This window comes from Streptomyces tauricus, from assembly GCF_014650955.1.
In the GTDB taxonomy this organism is placed as follows: domain Bacteria; phylum Actinomycetota; class Actinomycetes; order Streptomycetales; family Streptomycetaceae; genus Streptomyces; species Streptomyces tauricus.
On the sequence record NZ_BMVY01000071.1, the window covers coordinates 1 to 15,601 of the forward strand.

The 15,601-nt window shown below is 68.1% G+C and carries 15 protein-coding genes; 7 read left to right on the top strand and 8 right to left on the bottom strand.

The window, feature by feature from the left end; genetic code table 11:
* Positions 1 to 122: 122 nt before the first annotated feature.
* Positions 123 to 674 carry an HAD domain-containing protein gene (locus IE278_RS41140; RefSeq protein WP_189780156.1) on the bottom strand — a complete coding sequence of 184 codons (552 nt, stop codon included), beginning with the start codon at positions 672 to 674 and terminating at the stop codon, positions 123 to 125.
* 117 nt (positions 675 to 791) lie between these two features.
* On the opposite strand from IE278_RS41140, the gene IE278_RS41145 reads away from it, so the two are divergent.
* From IE278_RS41145 to IE278_RS41165, 5 genes are all read left to right on the top strand, one after another.
* The gene (locus IE278_RS41145; RefSeq protein WP_189780144.1) at positions 792 to 1,562 is read left to right on the top strand and encodes a transposase; all 771 of its coding nucleotides are present in this window, start codon (positions 792 to 794) and stop codon (positions 1,560 to 1,562) included.
* Positions 1,563 to 1,649: 87 nt separating this feature from the next.
* Positions 1,650 to 2,402, top strand: coding sequence for a TnsA-like heteromeric transposase endonuclease subunit (locus IE278_RS41150; protein ID WP_189780145.1), 753 nt, complete (start codon positions 1,650 to 1,652; stop codon positions 2,400 to 2,402).
* 137 nt (positions 2,403 to 2,539) lie between these two features.
* Positions 2,540 to 4,273 (top strand): TnsB C-terminal domain-containing protein, encoded by a 1,734-nt coding sequence (locus tag IE278_RS41155; RefSeq protein ID WP_506417406.1) that lies wholly within the window; start codon positions 2,540 to 2,542, stop codon positions 4,271 to 4,273.
* Positions 4,270 to 5,319, top strand: a complete 1,050-nt coding sequence (locus IE278_RS41160; RefSeq protein WP_189780146.1) for an ATP-binding protein — start codon at positions 4,270 to 4,272, stop codon at positions 5,317 to 5,319. Before IE278_RS41155 ends, IE278_RS41160 begins: the two co-directional genes overlap by 4 nt.
* Positions 5,316 to 6,449 (top strand): hypothetical protein, encoded by a 1,134-nt coding sequence (locus IE278_RS41165; RefSeq protein ID WP_189780147.1) that lies wholly within the window; start codon positions 5,316 to 5,318, stop codon positions 6,447 to 6,449. Before IE278_RS41160 ends, IE278_RS41165 begins: the two co-directional genes overlap by 4 nt.
* A 37-nt stretch (positions 6,450 to 6,486) precedes the next feature.
* Here the strand turns inward: IE278_RS41165 and IE278_RS41170 are convergent, their stop codons facing one another.
* The 6 genes from IE278_RS41170 to IE278_RS41195 all read right to left on the bottom strand — a co-directional run bounded on the left by IE278_RS41170 (position 6,487) and on the right by IE278_RS41195 (position 11,092).
* Positions 6,487 to 6,837, bottom strand: a complete 351-nt coding sequence (locus IE278_RS41170) for a hypothetical protein (RefSeq protein ID WP_189780148.1) — start codon at positions 6,835 to 6,837, stop codon at positions 6,487 to 6,489.
* 467 nt (positions 6,838 to 7,304) lie between these two features.
* Positions 7,305 to 8,495, bottom strand: coding sequence for a helix-turn-helix domain-containing protein (locus tag IE278_RS41175; protein ID WP_189780149.1), 1,191 nt, complete (start codon positions 8,493 to 8,495; stop codon positions 7,305 to 7,307).
* A gap of 503 nt (positions 8,496 to 8,998) precedes the next feature.
* Positions 8,999 to 9,316 carry a hypothetical protein gene (locus IE278_RS41180; protein ID WP_189780150.1) on the bottom strand — a complete coding sequence of 106 codons (318 nt, stop codon included), beginning with the start codon at positions 9,314 to 9,316 and terminating at the stop codon, positions 8,999 to 9,001.
* Between the two features lie 185 nt (positions 9,317 to 9,501).
* Complete coding sequence (locus tag IE278_RS41185) at positions 9,502 to 10,041, bottom strand: hypothetical protein (RefSeq protein WP_189780151.1); 540 nt, start codon at positions 10,039 to 10,041, stop codon at positions 9,502 to 9,504.
* A gap of 138 nt (positions 10,042 to 10,179) precedes the next feature.
* Positions 10,180 to 10,533 (bottom strand): restriction endonuclease, encoded by a 354-nt coding sequence (locus IE278_RS41190; protein WP_246571775.1) that lies wholly within the window; start codon positions 10,531 to 10,533, stop codon positions 10,180 to 10,182.
* 85 nt (positions 10,534 to 10,618) lie between these two features.
* Complete coding sequence (locus IE278_RS41195) at positions 10,619 to 11,092, bottom strand: hypothetical protein (RefSeq protein ID WP_189780152.1); 474 nt, start codon at positions 11,090 to 11,092, stop codon at positions 10,619 to 10,621.
* Positions 11,093 to 11,172: 80 nt separating this feature from the next.
* Between IE278_RS41195 and IE278_RS41200 the strand changes: the two genes are divergently transcribed.
* Positions 11,173 to 12,411 carry a helix-turn-helix domain-containing protein gene (locus IE278_RS41200; RefSeq protein WP_189780153.1) on the top strand — a complete coding sequence of 413 codons (1,239 nt, stop codon included), beginning with the start codon at positions 11,173 to 11,175 and terminating at the stop codon, positions 12,409 to 12,411.
* A complete protein-coding gene (locus IE278_RS41205; RefSeq protein ID WP_189780154.1) occupies positions 12,408 to 12,950 on the top strand; it encodes a flavoprotein in 543 nt (180 codons plus the stop codon). The genes IE278_RS41200 and IE278_RS41205 overlap by 4 nt, the downstream gene beginning before the upstream one ends.
* A gap of 280 nt (positions 12,951 to 13,230) precedes the next feature.
* Here the strand turns inward: IE278_RS41205 and IE278_RS41210 are convergent, their stop codons facing one another.
* On the bottom strand, positions 13,231 to 15,486 hold the full coding sequence (locus IE278_RS41210) for an insecticidal delta-endotoxin domain-containing protein (RefSeq protein ID WP_189780155.1): 2,256 nt from the start codon (positions 15,484 to 15,486) through the stop codon (positions 13,231 to 13,233).
* Positions 15,487 to 15,601: the final 115 nt, after the last annotated feature.

Sequence of the window (15,601 nt, forward strand, 5' to 3'; positions counted from 1 at the left end):
CTACGACCAACCCGCCTCACCGTCAACCCACACCACCGCCGGATTTAACGAACTACCGGTAAGAGTTGTCCCGTAATGATCGTGCGGAACCGCATTGCAGGCTCTGTCGATTGGTCCTGGAGTCAGTCCAGGACGGTCGCCCATGCCGTCAGCGCGGCGAAGTCGTCGTTGGCAAGGCCGAGCCGGGGGTCGACCCGGTGCAGTAGCGCGGGACCGTCGTGGTGCTCGTTCACCCAGGCCCGATCCGCCTCTGTGATCTCGTCGTCGATCCAAGCGAACGCCCGGCCTTTCGCCCACGCGACGATCTCCGGCGTCTTCCAGAACACGCCGCCGCCGGGTTCGGCCCGCTGCGAAGACCAGGCGATGAAGGGCAGCTCGGGCAACCCCAGTACCGGTGCGACGAAGGCGTTTGCTTCTTCCTCCCACGTCGTCGCCCACACCAGGTCGAAGGGAAGCGCCTCCAATGCCGGGCCGTGATGCGGGTTGAGCCACACCCGCAGCGGTTTCACCGGCTTGCCCGGCAGCCCCCACTCCGTCAGCCGACGCCGCTCGGCGGTCTCCCAGCGCGGCGTCAGCAGCCGGTGCGTCTCGTATCCCTCGGGACGTCGATGCGGCTTCGCGGCATACGGATTCAACGGTCCGTCCACATCCACCAACAGCACTGGACGCACCAGCCCACCCCCTGATCCTGACCCGCACGGTACCGGCCCATGAGGAGACCGCCCAGCGAAATTCCGGCAGGCAGCGATCTCTAGTAGGCCAGGGCTCCAGGCGGATGGGACGATCTTGCGGTGTCTGGTGTGATCACGGCGTCAAAGCCGTCCTGGATAGCCCCGTTCACCGGGCTGAGCCCGCGCCGGTTCGACAAGCTGATCACCGCGCTCCGGCGTGAGGGAGCAGATCCGATACGCAGGGGCCGGCCGTGGAGCCTGCCGCTGGAGGACCGAGTGCTGCTGGTCGCCGCGTACTGGCGGACGAACCTGACACTGCGCCAACTGGCGCCGCTGTTCGGGGTGTCCAAGTCCGCGGCCGACCGCATCATCGACCACCTCGGACCCGCGTTCGCCCTCCAGCAGCGCAAGCGGTTCCGCAAGGACACCGTGCTGATCGTGGACGGCACCTTGGTCCCCACCCGCGACCATCAGGTCGCCGAACAGTCGAAGAACTACCGATATTCCACCAACCACCAGGTCGTCATCGACGCCGACACCCGGCTGATCGTCACGGTCGGCCGCCCGCAGCCCGGCAACCGCAACGACTGCAAGGCGTGGGAGCTGTCCGGCGCCAAGGACGCCGTCGGCCGCACCACGGTCATCGCGGACGGCGGCTACCGCGGCACCGGCTTGGTCATTCCGCACCGTCGCGAACCCGGCCAAGGCGAATTGCCAGCTTGGAAAGAGGAGCACAACTCCTCCCACCGCAAGGTCCGCGCCCGCGTCGAGCACGTCTTCGCCCGCATGAAGACCTGGAAGATCCTCCGCGACTGCCGTCTCAAAGGCGACGGCGTCCACCACGCCATGCTCGGCATCGCCCGTCTGTACAACCTCGCACTTGCCGGGTAACACAGGAAGAGGCAGGTCAACCAGCACGCCAAAGAACATTTACGGGACAGCCTTTAGGCGCGTAGGCGATCGCGCTGGGGGTGCTGGGTGGCTGTACCGGCTGGGGTGGATCTTCCGGGACCGTGCGTCGACCTGTCGTACGTGGACCTCGTACGCGAGCGGCGACGGCGTCCGCTGCTGGACTGTGTGACGACCCGTTTCGAGGACGTGGCACCGGTACGGCCCTTTCGGTGGTCTCGCGGTGACCGTCACTTCGCGGGCTGGTACTGGGCCGCGACGACTGGGCAGCACGTCGGCTTCGAGTCCTGGTTGGAGCGGGATCGGCTCCTGCTCCTGGACTTCGACCCGAAGGTGACGGGGATCGCCTCGCAGCCGTTCTGGCTGTACTGGCACGACGGCGAACGAGAACGTCGGCACGCCCCGGACTACTTCGCCCGCCGCGCGGATGGCTCGGCGGTGGTCATCGACGTCCGCGCGGATGAGCGGATCGAGCCGAAGGACGCGGAAGCGTTCGAGGTGACGCGGCTCGCCTGCGCTCAGGCCGGGTGGGGGTTCAAGCGGGTCGGGACGCCGGAGGCGGTGCTGCTGGCGAATGTGCGGTGGCTGTCGCGCTACCGGCACCCGCGCTGCCTGCACCGCCCGGTTGCCGACCGGCTGCGGGAGGTCTTCGCGGAGCCGGGCCCGATGTTTCCAGGGGCCGACGCCGCGGGTGACCGGCTCGCGACGCTGCCCACCCTCTTTCATCTGCTCTGGCTCCAAGAACTGGCCGTCAACGGGCTGGCGGTCGAGCTGATGGGACCGCGCACGGTCGTGAGCCTGGCCGCCGGGGGTGCCCAGTGAGCGGGACGGGGCGGAAGGTCCCGCACACGGCCCGGATCGCGGAGTTTCCCGAGACTGCGGCTGAACAGGCCCGTTGGTGGGAGGGGCACATTCTCGAAGTGCTGCACGGCCTGCCGTTGGACGCTTCCGAAGGAGCGGTGCCGCGCCCGGAGTTCGATCCGCGACGGACCTCGCTGGCTGAGCGTGAGCGAGCCAAGGCGGCCGAGGTGACGGCAGCCGGGCACCCGGTGACAGCCAGCGGGATCAAGCAGCGGCGCCAGCGCTATCAGCGTGACGGACTGGTCGGGCTGGCCGACGGCCGGTCCGCCAAACAGATGCCGCCTTTCGGCATGGTCGATGCGGTAGTGGTGGAGGCGATGCGGCAGGCGATCGGCGAGACAGCCGAGGACTCGTCGAAGACGATCGGGTTCATCGTCTGGCGGGCCAAGGAGATCCTGGCCGGCCAGGAGAAGGCCGCCGATGTCGAGGTTCCTTCCCGGGCAACCCTCTACCGGCTCTACAGCAAGCTGGCGACCGGCACTCATGCGACGGGCTCGGCCCGCACGCGCCGATCGGTCAACGCACGGCCGCTGGGCCCGTTCGGGGAACTGCCGGCCAGCGCGCCGGGCGAGCTCATGCAGATCGACTCGACCCCGCTGGACGTGCTGGTGCGGCTGGACGACGGCATCGCGGAGAAGGTCGAGCTGACCGCTATGGTCGACATCGCGACCAGGTCGATCACCGCGGCGGTGCTGCGGCCGACGACGAAGTCTGCCGACGCCTCCGCGCTGCTGGCCCGCAGTGTCACCCCGGAGGTGATGCGACCGGGCTGGTCGGAAGCTCTGCTGATGTCCCGTTCGGTGCTGCCGCACCGGCGGCTGCTGAGCATGGACGAGCGCCTGGAGCACGCGACGGCACGGCCGGTGATCGTTCCGGAGACGATCGTCTGCGACCACGGCAAGGTGTTCATCTCGAACAACTTCCGGGCGTCCTGCCGGTATTTGGGCATCAACCTGCAGCCGGCCCACAAGGCGACCCCGACGGACAAGGGCACGATCGAGAAGACCCTGGGCTCGGTGGCCACGCTGTTCACTCAGTTCGTCGCGGGCTACACCGGTTCGACCGCGGACCGCCGGGGCCGGAAGCTGGAGGACGGGCCGCTGTGGTCGCTGCCCGAGCTGCAGGGCCTTCTCGACGAATGGATCATCGCGGTCTGGCAAACCAGGCCGCACGACGGGCTGCGTGATCCGCAGGCACCGAAGCGGGCGTTCTCGCCGAACGAGAAGTACGCCACGCTGGTGGAGTCCTGCGGCTACGTCCCGATCCCGCTGAACGGCGAGGACTTCATCGAGCTGCTGCCCGAACGCTGGCAGGCGATCAACGCCTACGGCATCCGGATCAAGCACCGCACCTACGACGACGTCGAGTTGGGCCCATTGCGCCGCCAGCACTCCGGGGTGGCAGAGAAGAAGGGTCTGTGGGAGATCCACTACGACCCCTACGACATCTCCCGGATCTGGGTACGCGACCGCCAGGGCGATCGGTGGATCACCGTGTTCTGGAAGCACCTTCGCCGCGTCGGCGTCCCGTTCGGGGAACTGGCCTGGGACCACGCCTGCGAGCAGGTTCCAGGCGGCACCGAGGAACAGATCGCGGACGCCGCCGCTGCCCTGCTGCGGCGGGCCCACGCGGGCCCCGCACCGGAGAAGGGCCCTGCCGCCAAGCGCTCCCGCCGCGTCGCCGCCCGGACCCGGGCCACCACCCCCGACCGACCGATCCCGGACACACCCGCCGCCGAGCCCACGCCGGACGAAGAGCCGGACACCGAGCTGGCCAAGGTCATCCCGCTGGGCCTCTTCGACCCGCTCGCCAACCCCTGGAGACGTCCGTGACCATCCCCGAACCGGCAGGCCGCCGAACCGCCCTGCACGAGGCCGACGCCGCGGCCAACCGCCAACTCACCACCCTCGACGGATGGCGGACGTTCGCCGCCGGCCCGCCCGAACCCCCGGTCCTGCTGTCCTCCGACGAACTGAGCAGGCTGTCCCCGGCAGAGCGGACCCTCTACGACGAGGACCGGCTCGACCATCACGCGCGGATGCTCGTAGTCGCCACCTCGTTCGTCGAGAAGACGGTGGTCTGCGGCCGTCGGCTGGTCCTGCTCAACCGGCACTCGATCAGCGCCCGCCGCGGCCTGATGGTCTCCGGCCTGCCGGGCACGGGCAAGACCAGCGCCATCACCCAGCTCGGGCTCGCCCATGAACTCCTCGACCAGGCCCGTCACCCGAACGTCGCCGGCCGCATCCCGGTGCTCTACATCACCGTCCCGCCCGCCGCGACCGCCCGCATGGTCGCCGCCGAATTCGCGCGGTTCCTGGGCCTGCCGGTCCGTCCCCGCTCGAACATGACGGACATCATCGAGGCCGTGGTCGGGGTCTGCACGGACTCCTGCACCGGCATGGTACTGGTCGACGAGATTCACAACGTCTCGCAGGTCACGCGGGCCGGCGGTGAGGTCTCTGACACCCTGAAGTACTTCTCCGAGCGCATCCCCGCGACGTTCGTCTATGCGGGTATCGGCCTGGAGACCAGCGAACTCCTCACCGGCACCCGGGGCGCCCAGATCGCGGGCCGCTTCACCCTCGTCCCCACCCGCCCGTTCCCCTACGGCGACGAGTGGAAGGGCCTGGTCGCGACCATGGAACAGACCTTGCTCCTGCACGACCACCCGCAGGGCAGTCTGGTGAAGCTGGACCGTTACCTCCACAACCGGGCCGACGGCATGATCGGAGCGTTGTCCCACGCCATTCGGGGCGCCGCGATCGACGCGATCCTGGGCGGGACCGAACGCGTGACCAAAGAAGCACTCGACGAGATCCCCCTGGACCACGCCGCGGAAACCGTGAGAAAGCCGGTGAAGAAGCCGGCCGCCCGGTGACCGATCCGCTGCCCGAACAGTTGGTCCGGCTCCCCGTCCAGGTCTCACTGCGACTCGGTGAGGGAACCGACTCCTTCATCCGCCGACTGGCTCAGGCGAACCACCTCAAGCCCAGCTACCTGCGCGGATGCCTAGTTGGCCCACCCGACTACGGGCGCGGGAAACGACCACGCGCTGACCGACTCGCCGCAGTTACCGGCCGTCGACAAGAGGTGCTGGAACGGGTGCTGGCCGATCTGGTGCGAAAGAAACGTGCGAGGCCGACCCCGGACAAGCCCAAGCGTCGTGTCACAGCCAGCGCGGACAAGCCGGCGCTCTTCGCAGCGATCCGTCGGGACGTCCAAGCCGGAGAGCAGTCCGTCAGAAAGTTGGCCGCGAGGCATCGCGTGAGCCCATACATGGTCCGCCAGGCTCTCGCCTCACCGACTCCTCCGCCGCGCAAGGAGCGCGCGGCCATCCAGGGCCGGGCCAAAGGACGCGTCGGTCCCGCCATCGACGTCATCCTCGACGAATACGCTGCCACGCATGCCGGCCAACTTCCCACGGTCGGGCTGGTCTGGGAGAGGCTGCTAGACGAACACGACGCCAGCGTGTCCTACGGCACCGTTCACCGCTACATGTCCAGCCACCCGCTGAGGAACCCGGACACATTGACCAGGAACTCCGAACGCAGTGCGGGAAACTACCTCGCCGCCACCCAGCAGACCTTCCATGCGAACGTGCTCCAGCACTACCAGGCCCTGCTGACCGCGGTGCGTCGCGAGCCCGCCCGGCACGGCCTCGACGGCTCCTTCTCCTCGATGACCGCTTTTCTCCTCGGCCTGGACGCCGGAAGCTCGTGGAGCATGCTCACAGGGTTCCAGGAGTGGCTCGTGGTCCGCCTCGGCCGAGGCCACGACCTGACCTGGCCCCTCCTCGTTCGCCACCTCACTCCAGGAGGCTGGACTCACCCGCTCACCAAGCAGGCCGACGCCGCAGCGGTGATCACGCTCCACCGGCTCCTCCGCGACTACTTCACGATCCGAGAGCGGTCGGACGGCCTTGCAAGGATCTTCCTGGACTACCAGTCCTGGATGGTCACCCAGGACTGGTTTCAGCTCGACGCAGCAGAGCCAGCCCCAGGCAGCTGACGAGCCCGGCGGTCGGCGGCGGGAGCAGCACGATGGCCTACTTCGGCTGGGGGTCTTCACTCACGGCGGCCGCGTCCAAGGCCACCAGATTGTCGGTCCAGCAATCGCTTTCTTCCGTCGCGACTTCGAGACCGCAGCCGGAACAGACAAGATTGGGACCGTCCTGGCCTGCGAGGCCGCAGCAACCAATGAGGCGACGAGCATCGGAATGGCGTGCCATCCCCGGAACGTCATCGGGGTGAAGGATCAGAAGGGAACCGTCGAAGTTGACCTTGAAGGTTCCCTGAGCCATCCGCGGTGAAGCAATCTCGTGGCCAGGTGGCCGCTCGGGGCCTCTCAGCGGCTCCCCAGGCTCCAGCTCGCCAGTCAGAGGCTGCTGACAGTTCATGCAGTGAAAGATAATCACACGACCAATTCTGCCTGGGCATGAAGCCAACACCGTGTTCACTGCGACCCCGCCAGCCTGCCGGCCGCCGGGCCGACCCGCAGCCGTCTCACTCAATCCAGTCCCCGCAGGTCAACACGATCCGGCCCGACTATCTTCGCTGCGACAGGTCAGTCGTGTCACGCTCCGGCGCGGCGGGGTCGGCCCCGAGCACGCGGCGCCCGGCGACCGGAGGGGGCTTCGGATCGGTGGCGGCCGGGGGCAGTGGGCAGTCGTTGTGCAGCGAGATGCGCGCGCGGCACGGCCACCAGCTCGGTATCGGCGGGGTGGTTCGGTCCGCTGCCCCGGCAGTCGGCGATCGGTGCTCACCGGATCTCACAGGGCGTCACCAACCGAGGGGATATGGCACAGCTTCTTGCCCCCGGGCGCCCCGACCACTGGGTGTCTGTCCCCCTCGTCTCCGGTGGTGCTCAGAGGCTGATTCCGGAGAGTCGGGAGAGCCGTTCGAGTTGTGGGTTGCTGCGGCGGTTGAGGGAGGACAGGACGCGGAAGACTTCCCGGCCCATGGGATGGATGCGGGCCATCTGCGGCGCGGTGTCGAATGCCGTCGACAGGTTCTGAAGTGCGCCGTCGCGGTCGCCGGTGTCGAGTTGAGCGCGCGCGTAGTTGATCCGGGTCGGTGCGACGCGGGTGGGTGGCAGGCCTGCGAGCGCGTCGTCCAGGTTGTCCGTGAGGGACAGCGCGACCCGGGGCCGGCCCAAGTCCACGTGGGTGGCGAAGACGTGGGAGAACGTGTTCTGCGGCCCGAAGGTCAGCCCGTGCGCGGCCACGTCCCCGTGGGTGAAGGAGTCGGCGGCGCGCCAGGCGGACCGGATGTGCCGCTCAGACTCCCGCTTGCCTTCCTTCTTGTCTGGGAGGCGTCCGGCGAGGGTCATGCCGCGCAGGTTGAGGATCCCTACCGCCAGGTCGCGGTCCGTGGTGCCTAGCGGCGCCGACTGCACGGCGGTGATCGCCCGGTCCACGACGACCAGGCCGCGCTCCACGTCACCGAAGTTCAGGTAGGTACCCGCCCGGTCGCGCGCGGCGACCGCGACCGCGAGGGGGTTGGGCTGCTGCTCGGCCGCCCAGCGTTGCCGGGCGACGGCGAGTTCGGCGATGTCCATCCAGCGGTGCCGCGCGGCGAGCCAGTACACGGTGCTGTAGACGTCGGCGAGCGCGGACCAGGCCCCGGCGGTGTTCGCGGTGTGGGCGTGGGTGGTGGCGTCCCGCAGCAGCGGAGCCAGCATCGGCATCAGCGCGGTGACGTCGACCGCGCGCCGGTACCGGTCCGCCGCCTCGATGCGTGCGGTCACCCGTTCCCCGGGCACGGCCTCCTTGCCGGGGAGGTCGAAGTCACGGATCGCTGAGCGCAGCGCGTCCAGCAGCTGCTCGTCATCGGCGGCGACAGAGGCCGGAACGAGGACGTCGGCCGTGGTGACGCCGAAAGCCCTGCCGAGCGCCGCCGCGACGGCCGGCGTGAGCGGCCGGTCGCCGATCTCCACCTTGCTCAGCAGGGAGACGGACACGTTCGCGCGGCGGGCGAGCTTCGACTGGGACCAGCCGCGGGCCCTGCGCAGCAGAGCGACGTTCGCGCCCGGAGCCGGATCGGCGGTGGCACCCATGACGATCAGCTTTCGTCGGAGAAACAGCCCTTTTGCCCATGGTCACAGGCCGGACGGGTCCCCGCAGCGGTGTTGTGCAAACTCTGTGCAACTCACGTTGCTCGCACGAGAGTTGAATTTCGTGGAAGAACCCCCGCAGCCGCCGTCACGGCCCGGGGGCATGGCCATCAACCAATGGAGGTTGACGACATGACCCACGCTAACGCCGTTCCTCGAACGAAGGTACTACCGGCGGCACGAGCCGGTGGCCGGCGCCCGCTTTACACGGCCCAGCACGTTCCCGAGGGGCGGCGATGACCAACCGGTGGCGAGGACTCTGCCCACATCATGACGGGTGGCTTGGCGGCGGTTTTTCGAACCCGGGGGCCGGCCTGGCCCGGGCCGGGAGACGCCACAGGCCCCGGGGAGTTCAGCCATCCCCGGGGCCTGCGTTATGGAGTCACGCTGTTCAACGACGCTGCGGCAGCCGCGTCACGCCCGCCACTGGTCTGCGGTGGGCGCGCTCAGCCTTCCCCGGCCTCCGCGGGCTCCGCCTGGTGCAGGCAGTACACGCACCTGGACCCCGAGTCGACGCGGCCCATGCACCGTCGGCAGACACCGCGATCGAGGACCGGCCCGCGGCCGTCCGCGCATCCCGGGCAGGTCATCACTGCTTGGCCGATGCCGAAGCCGACCACCCATCCATCGCCCTCGGCAGCCTTGCGAGCCATCTCGGACACCTCGCCCGCGGAGCGCTCATCATCGGTGTCGCCGGTTTTGACCGCCAGGTAGACGGCCAGGCAGTCATCGGTGTCGCAGACGACAGCGACTCCTGTAGGCATTCGGTCTCCTCCCCAGCGTGGCACCCGCAGCCACGAACCAGCGGCGGCCTGAACCGGCCGTGCCCAACATGACCATCTTGGTGAATCCGCGGGCTCACGCGCTGGGTTCTCGACGGAATTGGCCGACGCCACGGGCCCCAGGGGGAGACGACACCTCCCGGGGCCCGGCTCGGGGGATGCACCGTTCAACGACAGCGAGCCGCGTAGGTGTCGTCCGAGGGGCGCTCGCCGTAACGGTTCAGCCCTTCCTCGTTCACCAGACCCAACCCCTGACCGAAGTGCATCCCGGGGTGCTCCTTGAACAGGAGACACGGATTGACCCCCATCTCCCCAACAGCCCAGTCACAGGACCTCGGTTGCCGGATTTCGCGGGCGCCCGGCACTCCAGCCCGCCAAAAGATCCACATGTCCAAGCTGCACATGCCATCGCTGAACCCGATCTCCGCCGCGTGTTCGTCCCCGTGCCCCGGCTCCAGCGTGCACGCCACCGTGGAGCGGACCTCTTCGGTGATCAGCTCCTCGTAGCAGATCCCGTAGTGCGTGTTGCGGTCCCGGGGACACCGTTCAGCAGAGTGCTTCGGGTCGATGACCAAGTCTTCCCAGAACAGGGTCATCCCCGGCGTCTCCTGCACATAGGCAGTCTCACGGGGCAGGAGCCTGAGCTGCGCTGAACAGAAGCGGTGATCCGGGGCCACCCCAGGCCCGGCGGCGGTCTGCGTCGTCATGCCAAGTCAACGACGCGAACACCCGTCCTGCGCTACGCCCATCAGGTGAAGCCCCCGGCAGCCGCAAGTTCACGGCGGTCGCCGGGGGCTTCGTGGGGGTCGCCCGGAGCCGACGGGGGAGGCGGCGCCGGGCGACGATCAGGGGGAGGCCGTGGTGGTCGCCGCCGCAGCAGGAGCGGCGTCTTGGAGCCGGTCCAGCCGTTCGTACAGTGCCCGCAGCGTACGGGCCCGGTCCCTGATCCGGAGCAGGTTCCGCGAGGCCCGCGCCAAACAGTCGTCGGTCTGGCCCATCACGAATTCGGCGAACAGGCGACGGCCGTCGTCCTCGGGCAGCCTGACCGCGAGCGCGCGGACGTCGTCGGCGACCGCGCGGGAAGCCCCGGCGAGCAGCAGCCCGACCTGTTCACAGTCGTCGGGCCGCAGCATGTCGGGATCGGACCACGCCAACACCGCCCGGACCACACGCTCGTGCGTGGTGCGATCGAGCGGCACCGGACCACACGCTCGTGCGTGGTGCGATCGAGCGGCAGCTGAGCGTCGATCCGGCCTTCGGGGCCGTACAGCACGGTGTAACCGTTCATGACACGGGCACCTCTTTGGGTACGTCGACAGGAAGACCGCGCAGCCCCTGCGCGAGCCGGTCGGCAGGGATCAGAGCAGGCGACGCGCCGCCGCGCGGGTAGCTGATGAGGTCCGCGACCGCCGTGCTGTCGTCGTACGTGGCGGGCATCAGCAGCTCACTGCCGCCGGACAGCACCCGCACCTCGGGCAGGCCGGCCAGGACGCCGCCGGAGCCGGGCGCCACCATCACGTACAGCGTGCCGCGCAGATGGTCGGCCAGGACCAGGGCTCCGCGCTGCGGGCTGACCCGCAGCGCGGCGAGCACCGCCAGGCCCCGGTCCATGGGGGTGATGGCCACCGCGTCCCAGTCCTTGCCGCAGGAGATCCACCGGTTGCGGTCCATCCCTCGCGCCCACCGCGCCCGCTTGGCGGTGCTGGGCTGCGCGAGCTCGTGCCACGTTGGGGTGGACCGCTTCCGGGAGTTGGCCATATCGGGACGGTAGGGGCGGTATACCGGAGACAGCCCACACGATGTGTGTGGGTTCTCCACTCCGCTCCCCGGAGCCACTCATGGACCGCATCCAGTTCGGCCGCCGCGTCGCCTACTGGCGAGACCGCCGGCGCCACACCCAGCAGGAGTTCGCCGCGCTGATGCAGCGCTCCGTGCGCTGGGTGGAGGAACTGGAAGCCGGGCGCAGGCAGGCGGATTCGAACCTGTCGGTGGCCACCGAGATCGCGGCGCGCCTGGGCATCACGCTGGAGCGGCTGCTGCACGACCCGGCGGTGTTATGTCCCGCCGACTCGGAGATCGACGCCGTACGCCGCGCTCTGCAGCGCCACGACGTCATCACCGGCCGGTGCGATGGCTCCGGCACCGAGCCGGTCCCCGTCGCCGCCTTGCAGCGGGATCTGTGGCTGGGCCGCACCGGCTTCCAGGCCGGGCACTTCGCTCAGCTCGGGGTGCAGATCCCCAAGCTGCTCGTGGACGCGACCCGGGCCGCCGAATGCCACGAGGGCGACGACCAGCTGGAGGCGTATCGGCAGCTGTCGCTGACGCTGGAGCTGACCGAGGCCGCCGCCATCAAGTGGGGCGACACCGAACTTGCTGTCGTGGCCGGCCATCGCGCGGTCGCCGCCGCCGAACGCTCCGAAGACGTCGTCATCATGGCGTCCGCGGCCCGCCACCTCGCGGACGCAATGACCAACCACGGCCAGGCCGCGGCCGCCGTCGCGTTCGTCACGGCCGCCGCCCGCCGCCTCGAGCCCGACCTTCTCCAGCGCGGCCCGGAAGGACTCTCCGTCCTGGGCATGCTGTTCCTCAAGGCCGCGATGGCGCAGGCTGCCGCCGCCGAAGCGGACGACCACAGCCCCACCGCCCTCGCCCGCGTGGTCCCCGGCTTCCTGGACCAGGCCGACGAACACGCCGACCATCTCGGCTTCGACAGCAACGAGCTGTGGACCAGCTTCGGACCCACCAACTGCAAGCTCTACCGAGTCGCCGCCCACGTCCAACTGAGCGAAGGCGCGGACGCCGTGGCCGTCGCAGCCGACATCCCCGGCGCCGCCCTCGCCGACCTCCCGCGCGAGCGCCGCGCCCACCTGCTCACCGACCGCGCCATCGGCGAGAAGCAGGCCGGCCTTCGCACCGAAGCGGTCGCCACGCTCCTCAAGGCGGAGGAAGGGGCCCCGGAGGAAGTCGTGTGCCGCCCCAGGACCAAGCAACTCGTTGAAGACCTGCGCCTGTTGGGCACCGGCTCCGCCGAGAGCCGCTTGCGCGCACTTGCTGATCGTTGTGGACTGCCCCGGTGACCACACGCACCCTGTACCTCATCGCCTGCGCCGCCCCTCCCGCCCGACGCCTTCACGTACCCGTTCGCGCCACCCAGGCGGCGGGCTGGGACGTGTGCGTGATCCTCACGCCGTCCGCGTACCGGTGGCTCAGCGAGGACACCGAAGGCGAGATCGACGCCCTGACGGAGCTGACCGGACACCCGGTCCGCTGGCAGTACAAGCTGCCCTCACAGCCGGACGTCCTGCCCGCCCCTGACGCGATCCTCGTGGCCCCGCTCACCAACAACACGCTCGCAAAATGGGCCACCGCGATCAGCGACACCCTCGCCCTCGGACTGATCACCGAGGGCATCGGCCTCGGACTGCCGATCATCGCCCTGCCGCACTTCAACGACGCCCAGGCCGCGCACCCCGCCGTGGCCGGCCACATCGCCTTCCTCCGCGAAGCGGGCGTCACCGTGCTGCTCGGGGAGGGCGGATTCGTGCCCCATAAGCCCAAGCACGGCGACCTCGACGCCTACCCGTGGCAGGCCGCAATCGACGCACTCCCCACCTGACTCCCGCTCCCCAGACACAGAACGGGCCCAGGCCGACCGGGTACCGGTGCCAGACGCTGTCGGGGATTTTGGCGCGGCCAGGGATCCGGGTGATACACGTCTACGTCGCCGCTCACAGAAAACAAGATCCCCGACAGCGTCAGGCACTGAGAGCGGAGCCTGTCGCATGAAAGCGTGCAGACCCCACTTGGTTTTGTGGCGCAAGGCTGGGGAAGCGCCTTTCCCTCATCGAGCGGCCTTTCCTCAAGGGCAGAGGAGGCCGGGGCCGCGGCTGGTCAGGTCAGTGGAGGAGGGGCATGCCGTTGAGGCGGACGTCTGCGGGTTTGAGCGTAGCGGGGTGCAGTGTGTCCGCGGCGGTGTTCGTGATGATCAGGAATGAGATCCGGTTGCCCGCAGACAGCGAGCGCGAGGCTCCGTCGGCGGGTACCACCTCCACTTGCACTCCGCAGGAGTTCTCGGTGACGGATGCGAGTGGTGGCTGCGTTGCGGAGTCGGCTGCCGGGGCGAAGGCGGTTTGCAGCTCTGGGGACAGTGCGGCGGTTGTGCCGGGGGGAAGATCGCCCGTGATCGCGGCGGGCAGGCCGGCGAGGAAGCTGGCCGCGTAGTCGATCGGCGGACTCTGGACGGAGACCTGCACCTGCGCGCCGGCTTCGGCGGGCAGGGCGAAGCGCAGCTTCCAGTCCTCGACCGGCGCGTATCCGTCGGGAAGAGTAAGTGTGAGACGCAGTGCCGCCTTGCCGTCGACTTCTTCCGGACGGTAGTCCAGACGGGGTGCGGGGGCGGCGCCGATGGCGGTGGCGGGCATGTCAGGGGCGGGGAGGATGATCCATCGGTCCGTCACCTGGCCGGTGGCGGGGCTGAGGGCGTCGGTGAGAGGGCGCTCGGCCGCGCGCAGACTGTGAGTGTGGTCCTCATTGGTGGTCAGCCGCCAGCGCAGGGAGTCTGTCTCCGTGTCCTGCTCTGCCGGCCCAGGGGGCAGGGCGAGAGCGGCTTCGCTGTAGCGGTTGATCAAAACCCAGTAGCCCTCATCGTCCTGTTCGAACCGCCATTGCTGGCTGGAGGAGCCGTTCGGTTCCTCCAGTCGGACGGGCACGCTCACATCCAGAACGTAGCGCTCCAGGTCGAGGACCTTGCCTGTCTCGGCGGAGTACACGATGTAATGGTTGCCGCTCAGGGGCCCGATCTTCCTGGGCTTCCACTCCCTGGGGTAGGGACGGAAGCCGAACATGGCCCCGGACATCCCAGTCCACCACTCATGGAGCTCGTGGTCGTTCTGGTTTGACTTGTCGGCGCGACAGTTCTCCAGACGCCAGTTGCGGATTTTGAAACCGTCCACCTTGAAATTCATTTGACGGGCAGGCCAGTCCTCGCCGTAATAGTGCTTTTCACCGTTGTGGCCGATGACGGCGACGATGCCACGCTGGTGGGAATGTACCCACAACGTGTCGATCCAGTTTTTGACCGGCCACCACGTGTGCCCGGTGTCGCCCTGGGTGCCAAGCCAGTCCCCACCCTGAAAGCGCGCATCCATTCCCGTAGCTTTACTGGGCTGCTTCCCCTTGCTAGCGCCATTGCCCGTGTAAATTCCGAAATCCTGCAGCGCGTTTTCCTTCTTATACTTCGGGAAGGGCCAATGCTCCTTAACCCATTCCTTGTAGCCATACCTGTCGCATCCGAACGGGCCGAGCCACAGGTAGTAATCCCGGTCAACCGCCGTCGGCGTCTTACTCGGATCCGCCAGAATTGGCCAGAGACGTTCGGCGTAGTCCACTGCCGCAAGATGCATCACACGCTGGTAATCAAACATCGCATTCCAGCTCTTGTTCCACATCCTGTCGCAACCCTCTTTGTATGCCTTGTAGACGTATGCGACGTAGGTCCCCGTTTCGATGACAGGCGGCCACCCGTTGATCTCGATCCGGGCAACTTCCCGTAGTTTCTTCTTGGCATCCTTTACGATGTCATCCTCCATGCCCAGCTTCTGGGCATGGAGGATGACATCACGTAGGAGGAGAATATGCAGGTTGGCGTACTGGGCGAAGATCGGGAGAGTGTGCCATCCGTGATCTTTGTCCATGAACCAGTTCTTCTTCCCCTCCGTTGCCGTGAGCGCGTTCCTATGGGCGTTCCGGGCTTCCTGCTTGTCCTGTTCGGATCCTGAGGCGCCGGCCTTGGCGGCGGCCGCACTATAAGCTCCCACCCACGTCTTTACCTCATGGAGTTGGTTGCTGACAATTTTCTGCCAGGTTTCCCGGATCGCCTCGGCGACAATCTCCTCGACCTTCTGGCGCATCGAGTCCCATGCATCGCCGCTTGACGGCCAGAAAACCTTGAAGAGGGACGATGCGACGGCTCCGTACAGGGTGCCGCCGGGAAGAAGACCGATCCCGTAGACAATGAATTCTTTCGCGATGTCCTGCGCCTTGTCCGGATCGAACTCCTCCTCCTGCGGTGCGCGGAGGCCGCGGAATGTTTCCGGGGCCGCATCCATAAGTGCGCCACTGGGCTCCAGCGCTTCTTCCCGTGCTTTATCCATACCTGCGACTCCTTTTCGGTACACGTCAACTGCGGCAGCGTTCATCTGAACGTCCTTAGAGCTCGTAACACGATCTTCTGTGTGACTCAGGTGCAGTCAAAGCGAAGCGGTCGAG

What these genes read in the sequence shown, in the direction of transcription:
- IE278_RS41170 (WP_189780148.1), bottom strand. Translation starts at nt 6,837, where the DNA reads ATGAACTGTCAGCAGCCTCTGACTGGCGAGCTGGAGCCTGGGGAGCCG.
- IE278_RS41175 (WP_189780149.1), bottom strand. Translation starts at nt 8,495, where the DNA reads ATGGGTGCCACCGCCGATCCGGCTCCGGGCGCGAACGTCGCTCTGCTG.
- IE278_RS41180 (WP_189780150.1), bottom strand. Translation starts at nt 9,316, where the DNA reads ATGCCTACAGGAGTCGCTGTCGTCTGCGACACCGATGACTGCCTGGCC.
- IE278_RS41185 (WP_189780151.1), bottom strand. Translation starts at nt 10,041, where the DNA reads ATGACGACGCAGACCGCCGCCGGGCCTGGGGTGGCCCCGGATCACCGC.
- IE278_RS41195 (WP_189780152.1), bottom strand. Translation starts at nt 11,092, where the DNA reads ATGGCCAACTCCCGGAAGCGGTCCACCCCAACGTGGCACGAGCTCGCG.
- IE278_RS41200 (WP_189780153.1), top strand. Translation starts at nt 11,173, where the DNA reads ATGGACCGCATCCAGTTCGGCCGCCGCGTCGCCTACTGGCGAGACCGC.
- IE278_RS41210 (WP_189780155.1), bottom strand. Translation starts at nt 15,486, where the DNA reads ATGGATAAAGCACGGGAAGAAGCGCTGGAGCCCAGTGGCGCACTTATG.